This is a genomic window from Neobacillus mesonae (assembly GCF_001636315.1).
Classification (GTDB): Bacteria; Bacillota; Bacilli; order Bacillales; family Cytobacillaceae; genus Neobacillus; species Neobacillus mesonae.
On record NZ_KV440949.1, the window covers coordinates 1,239,078 to 1,251,199 of the forward strand.

At 43.5% G+C, this 12,122-nt stretch carries 11 protein-coding genes; 5 read left to right on the forward strand and 6 right to left on the reverse strand.

What is annotated here, in order from left to right:
• Nucleotides 1-19 precede the first annotated feature (19 nt).
• The 4 genes from A6749_RS06275 to A6749_RS06290 form a co-directional block, all read right to left on the reverse strand.
• Nucleotides 20-1,489: an alanine/glycine:cation symporter family protein gene (locus tag A6749_RS06275; protein WP_066386306.1), complete on the reverse strand. Its 1,470-nt coding sequence runs from the start codon at nucleotides 1,487-1,489 to the stop codon at nucleotides 20-22.
• Nucleotides 1,490-1,655: 166 nt separating this feature from the next.
• Nucleotides 1,656-2,603 (reverse strand): proline racemase family protein, encoded by a 948-nt coding sequence (locus A6749_RS06280; protein ID WP_066386308.1) that lies wholly within the window; start codon nucleotides 2,601-2,603, stop codon nucleotides 1,656-1,658.
• Nucleotides 2,600-3,640 (reverse strand): proline racemase family protein, encoded by a 1,041-nt coding sequence (locus A6749_RS06285; RefSeq protein WP_066386310.1) that lies wholly within the window; start codon nucleotides 3,638-3,640, stop codon nucleotides 2,600-2,602. The genes A6749_RS06280 and A6749_RS06285 overlap by 4 nt, the downstream gene beginning before the upstream one ends.
• The gene (locus tag A6749_RS06290) at nucleotides 3,637-4,809 is read right to left on the reverse strand and encodes an NAD(P)/FAD-dependent oxidoreductase (RefSeq protein WP_066386312.1); all 1,173 of its coding nucleotides are present in this window, start codon (nucleotides 4,807-4,809) and stop codon (nucleotides 3,637-3,639) included. The genes A6749_RS06285 and A6749_RS06290 overlap by 4 nt, the downstream gene beginning before the upstream one ends.
• Nucleotides 4,810-4,980: 171 nt before the next feature.
• On the opposite strand from A6749_RS06290, the gene A6749_RS06295 reads away from it, so the two are divergent.
• From A6749_RS06295 to A6749_RS06310, 4 genes are all read left to right on the forward strand, one after another.
• Entirely contained in the window at nucleotides 4,981-6,651 is a 1,671-nt protein-coding gene (locus tag A6749_RS06295; RefSeq protein WP_066386314.1) for a sigma-54 interaction domain-containing protein, read from the forward strand.
• 76 nt (nucleotides 6,652-6,727) lie between these two features.
• The gene (locus A6749_RS06300; RefSeq protein WP_066386320.1) at nucleotides 6,728-7,000 is read left to right on the forward strand and encodes a (2Fe-2S)-binding protein; all 273 of its coding nucleotides are present in this window, start codon (nucleotides 6,728-6,730) and stop codon (nucleotides 6,998-7,000) included.
• Nucleotides 6,997-7,329, forward strand: a complete 333-nt coding sequence (locus A6749_RS06305) for a (2Fe-2S)-binding protein (protein WP_066386326.1) — start codon at nucleotides 6,997-6,999, stop codon at nucleotides 7,327-7,329. Before A6749_RS06300 ends, A6749_RS06305 begins: the two co-directional genes overlap by 4 nt.
• On the forward strand, nucleotides 7,326-8,552 hold the full coding sequence (locus A6749_RS06310) for an NAD(P)/FAD-dependent oxidoreductase (RefSeq protein ID WP_066386328.1): 1,227 nt from the start codon (nucleotides 7,326-7,328) through the stop codon (nucleotides 8,550-8,552). Before A6749_RS06305 ends, A6749_RS06310 begins: the two co-directional genes overlap by 4 nt.
• 68 nt (nucleotides 8,553-8,620) lie before the next feature.
• Here the strand turns inward: A6749_RS06310 and A6749_RS06315 are convergent, their stop codons facing one another.
• Nucleotides 8,621-9,895, reverse strand: a complete 1,275-nt coding sequence (locus A6749_RS06315; protein WP_066386335.1) for a DEAD/DEAH box helicase — start codon at nucleotides 9,893-9,895, stop codon at nucleotides 8,621-8,623.
• Between the two features lie 171 nt (nucleotides 9,896-10,066).
• Here A6749_RS06315 and A6749_RS06320 point away from each other — a divergent pair, with 171 nt between their 5' ends.
• Complete coding sequence (locus A6749_RS06320; protein ID WP_066386338.1) at nucleotides 10,067-10,642, forward strand: RBBP9/YdeN family alpha/beta hydrolase; 576 nt, start codon at nucleotides 10,067-10,069, stop codon at nucleotides 10,640-10,642.
• A gap of 259 nt (nucleotides 10,643-10,901) precedes the next feature.
• Here the strand turns inward: A6749_RS06320 and A6749_RS06325 are convergent, their stop codons facing one another.
• The gene (locus A6749_RS06325; protein ID WP_066386341.1) at nucleotides 10,902-12,071 is read right to left on the reverse strand and encodes a cobalamin-independent methionine synthase II family protein; all 1,170 of its coding nucleotides are present in this window, start codon (nucleotides 12,069-12,071) and stop codon (nucleotides 10,902-10,904) included.
• Nucleotides 12,072-12,122: the final 51 nt, after the last annotated feature.

Genomic DNA, 12,122 nt, shown 5'->3' on the forward strand with positions numbered 1-12,122 from the left:
TTATAAAAAACCCCTATTCTTATCCAATTGATCTATTATCTTTAGAAGCACGATCTTCTTTGCATTTTTCCTCCCAAAAATCGGCACCGCTGATTCCCACTTTAATGGGATCGAACACTGGATCTTTCCCCGCTTTCTTCTGAGTTTCATAATCTTTTAAAATCTTTAAAGTTGGCTTTGTCAGGAGCAGGATGGCTAAAAGGCTGAGCCATGCCATGGAACCGAAGCCGATATCCCCGAGGGCCCACATCATGGATGCTGATTTCACGCTGCCGACAAAGATCATCATCAGCATGACAACCTTCAGGATGGTTTTCAGCCAAGGCAGCTCCCGCTTGCCGCTTAAATATACCAACGTTGTTTCGGCAATATAGTAATAGGCCATTAAGGTGGTAAACGCAAAGAAGAAAATAGCTATCGAAACAAATCCAGGGCCGAATCCAGGAAGGGCGGTTTCGACTGCCATTTGGGTATAGGCAGGACCCGGATCGACATTTGTCAATGGCTGAATAATAGGGTCTTTACCCTCAGGTGTAACATTGTACATTCCCGTAACTAGAATCATTAATGCGGTTGCTGTACATACGACAATTGTATCAATATAAACAGAGAAAGCTTGGACTAATCCTTGCTTAGCAGGATGTGTTACTTCAGCCGCTGCAGAGCTGTAGGTGGCTTCACCACAGCCGGCAACATTGGAGAAAATCGCACGCCTTACTCCCCAGGCAATTGCTGTCCCGACAATACCGCCAAATATTTGATTGGAGCCGAAAGCACTCGAGAAGATTAATGAAAACATTTCAGGAACTTTTGCAAAATTCATTCCCAACACGATGAAGGTAACGACAACATAACCCACAGCCATAAATGGAACAATCATCTGCGAAACACTGGCGATCCGCTTAACGCCGCCAAAAATAATCGCACCTAGTAAGATGACTAAGAAAATACCAGTAATCGTCTTGTTTAAACCGAAAGCATTTTCCATACCCGAGGCAATACTGTTCGCTTGAACACCAGGGGTTAAGAATCCATAGGAGATGGTAACCACAATGGCCATGATGACCGCAAACCACTTGAGCTTTAACCCTTTTTCAATAAAATAAGGGGTTCCCCCGCGGTATTCATTGCCCACTTTGCTCTTAAATACTTGGGCAAGCGTTGATTCAATAAAGGCACTAGCACCGCCCAATAAGGCCATGATCCACATCCAGAACACGGCCCCCGGTCCGCCGTAAGCAATGGCGGTAGCGACACCGGCGATATTTCCTACCCCGACACGGCCGGATAAAGCCAAACAAAATGCCTGAAATGAGGAAATCCCATTCTCAGAACTCTTGCCTTCAAACAACAGCATAATCATTTCTTTAAAATACCGAATTTGAACGAAACGAGTCATAATTGAAAAAAATAATCCTGCACCAAGAGCAAAAACAACAAGACCAGTACCCCATACTTGATCGACCAACCAATTAATGATTCCTTCCATAGGTGAACCCCTTTCACATTTAAAGGATTTTAGGTAAACGATGTCAATATTGAATATTCAAAAAATAATGCCGATAAAATGTTTTATTTTTTGCCGGTGGCAAAGAAAGGTATGATAAAAAGGATGGTTATTCCCACCAAGGAGAAATAGCAGTCCTTTTTATCCCTTATTTTAATAAGAACCCAGCTGCTAATGGATCGGTTGGATCCAAAATAAATGTTTGCATCCCGGTGATAAAGCCACGGGTTGTCAGCTTAAATCGATAGCCACTATCCTCTTGGTTAAGTGCCTCTGCCTGCAGCTTACTTCCAAAAATACTTTCATTTACAACAATTCCGTCTGCCAAAACCGTTCCTTTTGCAACTAAACTAGCAAAACACACCTGCGTCGGAACAAAACCTGGTGACCGGACAATATAGCTGTCATGACGGAAGGTAACAGTTTTAATATGGCGGCTATCGGCTCTAGTATCATCTAATAAAACAACCGCTTTTACCCGCGGGTCAAGAGATTGTAAAACCATTTGTCCCCACCTATTGATATCTGCCAGCTCCTCAAGTTGAATATTGAACGTAAAATCCTGTTTGTTAAATACAGCATACAATTGATCCGCGTGGACTAGGGAATACTTCGTCTTGAACTGTGGATGGGATAGTGGAATATCTGTTTCCACAACATGACACAATCCGCTTTCAAGATGAACTGCCACCACTTCTTCATTTTCCATCATGGCGGTAACCGGGATCACTCCCTGAACGGTTTCAACGTAATAGCGATTGGTATCCCTAGCCTTTAGCTGCCCACACTCTAGTAAAGCGGTGATAACAGCAACAATTCCTCCATAATGGACAGGCACTGTCCCCTCATGATTGAAAAAGACAACCGCCGCATCTGCTTCACGATTTATTGGCGGAACAACAAGACAGCCGTTTAATCCGGCAAATCCGCGAGGCTCATTTAATAACAAATTTTTCTCCTCGTGAAAGACCTCCGGAAATTTTTCATATAGCTCTTCAAGTGATCGATAATGGATCAACGGTATGTTGTGAATAATCCGGAATGCTTCGCCGGCAACATGAACATCAATGGTTGAGTAAGCCTTTTCAATTTTCATTTCACATCCTCCGTTTCCTGCTCTTCCATAGGTGGGATCAGTAAAAATCCTTCTTTAAGTGGATCTTCCTCATGGTAAAAGAAGCGATGCATTCCCATCAGCCAAGCGGACCCGGAAATTCCCGTCACAACCGCCTCAACATTCTCAACATTGGTCGTTTCCAGAACACGTCCGCGGAATAACGATCCTACAATGCTCTCGTGAACAAACTCCTCTCCAATGGCAATCTCCCCGTTTGAATAAAGAACAGCCAGTTTAGCTGAAGTTCCTGTACCGCATGGCGAGCGGTCAATCCCGCCAGGTGGAACAATTACGGTATTTTTCACATCCGCTAATTTCTGGGTTGGCTCGGTATAGAATTCGACATGGGTTAAGCCCCGGATAAACGGATATTTCGGATGGACAATTTCCGTTTTTTCATTAATTGCATTTCGAATGGTAATCGCCTTATCAATGATCGTTGAAGCATTCTCAGGCACTAACTCTAGTCCAACTGATTTCGCATCGATTATGGCATAAAAATTCCCGCCATAAGCAATGTCAGCATAGACTCTGCCAATCCCTTCAACCTCAACAGAAACACTTTTCAGCAGAAAGGCCGGGATATTACAAAAAGAAACCTCCTTTGCCTTGCCGCCTTCTACTAATATATCAACTTCCACCAGTCCCGCCGGTGTATCCAGCTTTAATGAAGTAATCGGCTCCTGAACAGGAATCAGCCCCGACTCCACTAAGGCTGTACAAACGCCAATCGTATCATGCCCGCACATTGGCAGGTATCCGCCGGTTTCAATATAAATCACACCGATATCAGCATCAGGATGACATGGTTCCGTCAGCAAGGCTCCCGACATTACATCATGTCCTCTTGGTTCATTCATCAGCAATTTGCGAATCCAGTCATACTCCCTTTTCATATAGAGCATTTTCTCGGACATCGTTTCTCCGATTAACCCCGGGAGACCGCTGATCACAGTCCGCGTTGGATTTCCGCCTGTATGTGTATCAATGGTGGTAAACACTTTATGTGCCCTCATCTAGTTAACACCCTTTCCTTAAATCGGTCGTAACGGAGCGGTTCAACAGGAATACAAGTTTCTGTTTCATTAATCAGTTCCTCAATCACCTTTCCGGTAACTGCAGCAAGACTGATGCCGTCACCCTCATGACCAGCTGCAATATAGAAATTAGGAATTCCCTCCACGCGTGAAACAATTGGTAAATGATCTTCCGTCCATGGTCTAAGTCCAGCGTAGGAGCGAATCACCATCATATCGGCCATTTTTGGATAAAAACGGATGGCACGATTTGCAATGCATTTAATGACCTCGTTGTTTACTTTCGTGTTAAACCCGACAAATTCACGGCTTGAGCCGATTAAGAAGTTTTGACTTTCAGTAGGTTCAAAAACTAGGGCTACACCGTATTTTTCCGTTAACGGGTCAACCCTGCGCTTCCCGCCGAATTTGGAAATTAAGTAGCCGAACTCCATCACTTTACGGCATCCGACATGCTGCTGCCTCGAAGCAACAACGATATGGCCTTTTCTTGGTTTGATTGGTATAGAAAGCTCCAGCATTTCTCCAATCCTTGGTGCCCAGACACCCGCTGCGTTAACCAGATGATCGGCCGTAAATACTCCATTTGATGTATTCACGATAAATAAATTGTTTTCACGCTTTATTTCTCTTACTTCTGTTTGTTTAATCGCTTTTGTCCCCTGCTTCTTAGCTGTTTCTAGCAATCCAAATGCAAGCAAATACGGATTAACCGTTGAATCCGTCGCACACTCCAATCCACCCAATAAATCATCTGCAAAGAATGGAGATTCTTGCCGGATATCTTCACGGTCCAACATTCTAAACGGCAGTCCGGCACCCTTTTGACGGTCTACCCATTGCTTGGCGGCCTCCATTTCCTCATCGGATTCACAAACAAGAATGCTGCCAGGTGCACGATATTCAAACTTATAATCTAGTTTTCTGCTTAAATCATCCACTAAACGCTGGCTGACCAACGACATTTGACTATCAAAGCCAGGATCTTTATCAATCGCCAAAATATTGCCATCGCAGCGTGAGGATGTCCCGCTGACAAATTCCCCTTTTTCAATGATGGTCACATCCCTGCCGGCTTTTGAGGCGTAATAGGCAATGGAACAGCCGATGATTCCCCCGCCGATCACAAGAACATCACAATGCTTCACAGCCCATCCCCCTTTCATAAAAAAATCTCATATTCTTTTAATGCAAAAAGCGTGCCAAGAAATTTGTAAGTTTTGTTTCTATATTAGTATAAATATTTAAAATTTTTAGCCATTAGGTGTATAATTATATTTACAGTGTTTAGATTTTTTTACATTTTAAGGAGGGGTTTTATGGGCTTTACGATCCAATCGGCAAAAGAAATTCTGAAAAGTTCATTGGGGAAACCAGCTGCTGTTAAAAACCTGATACAACGGAACGAAGATTTTTTTTACCAAACAGCCGAGAATGCGGCTTTGATTCCTTGTAAAGCCGTAAATGAAGATGTTTCAACAGAATCGCTGATCCAAGCATTTAAGCATCATTCTGTCATTGTCCTGCTGGATCAAAATAAGCAGCCTTCAGCGTGTATAACCGCTGCTCAAATGATTGATTTTCTTTATAACACCTATAGGCAGTTACATGCTTTTTACGACACCATTATAAATACTTCTGATGCCTCGGTAACGGTTATCGATGCGAATGAACGTGTCCGAACCTGGACAAAAGGGGCGGAAAAAATCTTCTCAGTCCAAGAAGAGGAGATTTTGGGCCATCCGATCACCAAATTTTTTGACCGCAGCAAGCTGGAAATATTGCAAACATTACATACTGGAAAAAGAATTCATGGACAGTACCATCAGCCAAGGTCGGACCTGTTTGTGTTAATTAACTCTAACCCCGTTTATTATAAAAATCGGATTATTGGGGCAGTGGTTTCAGAGACGGACATTACCAATCAAGTTTTGCTTAACGAAAAGCTGTTTAACATGTCGCATGAAGTTCACCGTTTAGAGCAAGAGGTGGCCCGCTATAAACATTCACAGGACCCGTTTTATATCATTAAAGGAAAAAGTTCAGCAATTCAAACGACGATCGAATTGGCGAGAAAAGTATGTACCGTAAAGTCCACGGTGTTAATTTTAGGCGAAAGCGGAGCTGGGAAAGAGGTCTTTGCCAAAGCGATTCATGATGCCAGCGAAGAGCCGAATGCCCCTTTTATTTCCATCAATTGCGGGGCAATCCCGCCTTCCTTATTTGAAAGTGAATTATTCGGCTATGAACGCGGGGCCTTTTCGGGGGCTGATTACAAAGGAAAGAAAGGAAAAATTGAACTAGCAAAAGGCGGCACCTTATTTCTTGATGAAATCGGCGAAATGCCGCTCGATATGCAGGTAAAGCTGCTAAGGGTGCTGCAGGAGCGAAAATATTATCGTGTTGGCGGTGAAAAGGAAATCGATATTGATTTCCGAGTAATTGCCGCAACGAATCGTAATTTACACGAATTAATGCGGGAGGGGAAGTTTCGTGAGGACCTTTATTACCGCTTAAATGTTGTTACCCTAAACATTCCTCCTTTACGTGAACGATATGAAGATATTATTGAACTAACGCACTATTTTTTAAATGAATTTTCCCAGCGATACGGACGCCCGATCCATGAAATTTCACCGGAAGTGCTCCAGGAAATGCTGCAATATGAATGGCCCGGCAATATTCGAGAGCTTCGAAATATTGTTGAACGGCTGGTTGTTTTCGCTACCGATGGGGTCATTAGAAAAGAATACCTATTATTTTCTGCGAGCAGGACCGCTGCTTTAAATAATCAGCTATTACCTTCGATTGAAAGTCAGGAGAAGCAACATATAATCCTGTCACTGCAGGAAGAAATGGATCGGCACGAGCGAAAAATCCTCCAGCGGGCATTAAAGATTGTCAATGGCAACAAGTTGGAGTGTGCGAAACGGCTCGGTATCACTAGAGCCACTTTATATAACCGCCTAAAACGACTCGGATTGGACTAATTTTTCCTCCTCCTCAAAATGTTGGTACGATTTTTGCATGGTAATTTTATAGAAGTTCATAGAGGAGGAAGGCAAAATGACAAAACATGATGATTTAGTAATCTGCAGATGCGAAGAAGTTACCTATGGACAATTGCTGTCAACGGCACATGAGCATAAATGTACAGCAAGAGAACTGAAATTACGAACTAGGGCCGGAATGGGCTTTTGCGGCGGCCGTACCTGCCGGATGGCGGTGGACAACATTATTGAAAGTGTAATACCGAATATTACACAAGCTGATATTCCATTAAAATACCAGCCTCCCATTAGACCGGTGACATTTGGATCGGTAGGTGAAATAAAATGAGCAGAATACTAGACCATCCAGTGTTAGGAAAAATTGAAGATCGAAACAAAGTTACCTTTCAATTTGATGGGAAAACATATGAAGCTTACAAAAATGAAACGATCGCTGCTGCACTTCTTGCAAACGATGTCAGAAAATTAAGGGTGCATGAAGAAAGCGGTACACCCCGGGGAATCTATTGCAATATCGGACATTGCATGGAATGCCGGGTGACCGTGAACGGGCAGGCAAACATTAGAGCCTGCTTAACAGTAGTTGAAAAGGATATGGAAGTGGAAAGCGGCAAGCAGCTTCCGAATATCGTCAAAAGGATGGTGGAAGAGGCATGAGTGATGTCATTGTAATTGGAGCGGGACCTGCAGGATTGGCAGGCGCCATTGCCTGTGCCAAAAATGGGCTGCGTGTCACTGTTCTTGACGAATTTATCAAGCCGGGTGGAAGATTGCTAGGCCAGCTTCACCAAGAACCCTCAGGTGAATGGTGGAATGGTATTAAAGAAGCCGAACTTCTTCATCAAGAAGCAATAAAATTAGCTGTCGATATTCGCTGTGGTGTGTCGGTATACAACTTAGAAAAAGAAGACCAGCTTATGAATGTCCATACAAATGCCGGGACATTCACGGCCCGCTTTGTCCTTGCCGCTACCGGAGCTGCTGAGTATCCAATCCCTGTTCCCGGCTGGACACTTCCGGGGGTCATGTCGATCGGGGCAGCACAGGTTATGACAAATGTGCATCGCGTCCAAGTCGGCAAAAAAGGAATTATTATTGGAGCAAATATTTTAGCGTTTGCGATTTTGAATGAGCTTCAGCTGGCGGGTATCAATGTTGACCGGATTATCCTGCCAGAAAAAAGTCCGTTAAGCCAGAAAGCCGGTGAACCTGACGAGGTAATGAAATCACTGCTTCATGCGGCCCGTCTTGCCCCATCGCCGCTCCTGCGATTCGGAAGCCGGTTGATGAAACAGGATTGGTTCAGAAAACTGGGAATGAAGTTTTATCCTAAGAACGGTGTAAAGATAAACGGCACACCAATGCAGCTGCGAAAAGCTGCGCTTGAAATCATTGGTAAGGATCAGGTTGAGGGAGTACGGGTGGTGGATATAGATGTTAATGGCACAATCATTCCCGGCACCGAAAAGATTTATGAAGCGGACTTCGTTTGTATTGCCGGTGGATTGTATCCTCTCGCAGAGATTGCCGCAGTTGCGGGCTGCCCGTTCCAATATATTCCTGAACTTGGCGGACATGTTCCATGCCATTCAGAAACGATGGAAACGCCTCTTGAAGGTCTGTTTGTCGCCGGGAATATTACCGGGATTGAAAGTGGAAAAATTGCTATGGCTCAGGGGACGATCGCCGGGCTGGCAATTGCCAAAGCTGCCGGAAAAGGAACTAATCAATCGCTGCAGCAAGCAGTACAAAACGTCCGCATCGTCAGAGAGAAAGCCGCGATTCAGTTTAATCCGGAGATTGACAAAGGCAGGATGAAGATGAAAGAGCTTTGGGATGAGCAGTACGCAGACTGCAAAAAAGCTTATAAAATTGGATAATAAAACTCAGCGGTCAGCAATGCCGCTGAGTTTTATTGCTTTTATCATACATTTGATTTCAATAATGATTATCTTTTTGATTTTCTCCTGGATTCCGTTTTGGCATTCGTTCTTTTTTTATTAAAGGTTTGTGATGATGTATTCCTTCGTTTATTTTTTACCGTGCTAGGCTTTGTAGTACGTTCTTTCGTTTGTTGTGTATTCTTTTGATTATTATTTTCCTGCTCTGCATTTCCGGCACTTTGTTTTTGAATGCGAATATTGAGTTCTTTTTCAATTAGGTCCAGTGTTGGTCTGTTTGCCGAAGAATAAAGGGTGATTGCCATTCCTTCCATTCCAGCCCTGCCAGTTCGTCCGATTCTGTGAATATAGCTTTCCTTATCCTGAGGAATGTCATAATTAATCACATGGGTAACACCCTCCACATCCAATCCTCTAGCCGCAACATCGGTGGCAATTAATAATTGAATCTCTGCATCCCTAAACCTCTTCATTACCCTCTCACGTTTTGCTTGGGTTAAGTCTCCATGCAGCTCATCACAGGAAAAGCCCTGTCCTTTCAGCGCCTCATAAAGTTTGCTCACCCTGCGTTTTGTCCGGCAAAAAATGACCGCCAAATAGGGACGGTAGGTTTCAATTAACTGGATTAGCGTTGCTTGTTTGGCTCGATCGGTTGTATGAATAGCAATCTGCTTTACATTTTCGGCCGGACCTTGTGTTTTTTCAATTTGAATATATTCAGGTACCCGCATATGCTTCTTGGCTAATGCCCGTACTTCGGGGGGAATCGTTGCTGAAAACAGCATAGTCTGCCGATTTTCCGGCGTTTCCTTAATGATATCCTCTACTTCTTTAAGAAAGCCGATGTGCAGCATTTGGTCAGCTTCATCTAAGACGAGGAAGGAGACGTGGTCTAATTGAACGGTTCCCCTTCGAATATGATCGAGGATTCTTCCCGGTGTCCCAACTACAATTTGCGGGTTTGTTTTCAATTTTTTCAGCTGTTTTTCGACGTCTTGTCCTCCGTACATAGCTAGCACCTGAACATGGCTTAAGTTGGCGGCCAATTTATCGATTTCTTCGGTTATTTGCAGCGCTAATTCTCTAGTTGGAGTCACAATGAGGGCTTGAACATGTTCTGCATCTCGGTCGATTTTTTCAAGGATTGGCAAGATAAACGCAAATGTTTTACCTGTTCCCGTTTGTGCCTGTGCAATAATGTCCTGCCCTTTCATGATGACTGGAATCGCTTGCTCTTGAATGGGAGATGGGTTAACAATCCCATTGCTGCGTAATGTATCAATTAAAGTCTTTGAAATTTCTAATGACGAAAAATCTATCAAAAATATCCCTGCTTTCTAAATGTCCTTCTGTTTATATTGATTGTTTATCCGGCAATTTACAATTATTTTTTTAAATTAATTGCCATTATTGTTGGAAAAAGATATAATCAACTCAATACCAAGTTTATTAATCGGATTAGTATAAATTAAATTTAATTGGAGGGGATCAGGTTGAATAAACGGAACTTTCTTATTCTGCACGGTTTAGGGGGAAGTGGTCAAGACCATTGGCAAACATGGCTGGCTGAAGAACTAGCGGCCCGAAATTATCAGGTGTTCTATCCCGTTTTTTCTAACTTTGATTCACCGAATAAAGAGGTTTGGTTAAAGGATTTAGCTTCCACTTTAGACTTGATTCCTAAACACCAGCCATTGACTGTGATTACCCATAGTTTAGGCTGCATCTTATGGCTTCATTATGCAGCGCGATTTAAGAGAAATATTGCTAGCCGGGCAATTCTTGTCGCACCACCATCACCAAGAGTAATTCTATCGGAAGCACAATCGTTTTTCCCTGTTCCGTTGGATCGGAAATCATTATATGTCGCAGCCGAAGAAACGTTATTTGTCCATTCATCCAATGACCCTTATTGCAGTCTGGAGGATACCATTTGTTATAAAAATATTGGCTTGCCTTCAATAATTTTTCCAAACATGGGGCATATCAATGCTGCTTCCGGCCATGGGGAGTGGCCATGGATCTTGGAGCAGTGTTTGATGACAGAAACGAGAGCAGTAGGTGTTTAAGATTCTTTGATTGGCGGGTGAAAGCTGTTGAGGAGGGCTCAGCGGCTTTTTGTGTTTTAGAAGAGTCTTTTTACCACCCATACCTGGTTCCACTTCTACTCGGGTAAAATCAGCTCTTTATTTGACCGGACGTACCCTTTTCCACCTCCACACGGGCAAAATCAACAGCTCATTTTGACCATCACCCTCTCGTTCAAGTGCACACCGGTAAAAATAAAAAGTGCCTGACACTAATTCAGCAAGTGTCAGGCACCCCAAATTAAACTACTATGATTTCCCTTAATTTCTTTGCTGCTTCGGACATGACTTTTAGCTTTTCGACTGCTATTTCGTCGCTGTTCATCGGGCGTTGGGCAAAGGTACCGAAGCCGCAGTCTGGATTTAAAAAGATTTTATCATCCGAAATGTATTTCCTTACTTCCTGAACACGTTCCACAATGTCATCCACTGTTTCAACAACTTCAGTCCGTGGGTTTACAATTCCAAAGCCGATTTCTTTGCCGCCAAAATCTATAATCGCATCAATTTCTCCAGCACGAGGGGTGGCATATTCCAGAATCAGCTGATCAACTTGAACTTTGGACAGGTAAGGAATTAACGGATGGTACGGGCCGCGCAACAGGACGTCCTCCTGTGTGCTCCAGTTACCGCGGCAAACATGAACGCCGATTCGCGTCCCACGGTCAAGCATGCCTTCTGTCACCTGATTCATCACATCCAGCGCAAAGGCAATTTCCTCTTCTGCATCCGCTTTTGCAGTTAAAGCCCCGCACATAAAGGTACGATTGGCATTTTTCTGCGTGAACACAAGCTCTGTCAATACGGGTTCGTCGAATTGAACAAATTCAACTCCCGCGGCAATCAAGTCCTCTAATTCTTCCCGCAGTACCCGGACAATATCAATTGCCAAGTCTTCTTTCGTAGGATAAGCATCCATTGATAGTCCTTCTACCCACATTGCCCTGGTTAATAAATAAGGACCGGGCAGTGCAACTTTAACCGGTTTATCAGTATGCTTTTTCAAAAATAAATAATCGTCCAGAGCGAGCGGCTTTTTGCGGCTGATTGTTCCTGCAGCAGCGGGATTCGACAATGAAAATGCAGGTACATCCAAGGTACCAAGAATTTCTTCGAAGCTTGCTTTATCTTCTACGTATTCTAGAAGCTCCGAAACCGACAGCATCCGGACATTGTTTAAATGCTCCGCAACAAAGGAAATGAAATTGTCACGGCGCTGTTCACCATCGGAAACAATATCGATCCCCGCCTCTTCCTGCCAATTTAAAATCTGCAAAATTGCTTGATTGGCAATTGCTTGAAATTCTTCTTCTGTTATTCTCCCGGCACGCTTGTCACGCATCGCTTTTTGCACGTCATTTGACCTTGGCCAGCTGCCAATTACCGTGGTGGGAAACATCGGTAATGTCATAATTGTTATTCCCCCAGTTTAATATTGCAAGATTTATACCGATTGATACCT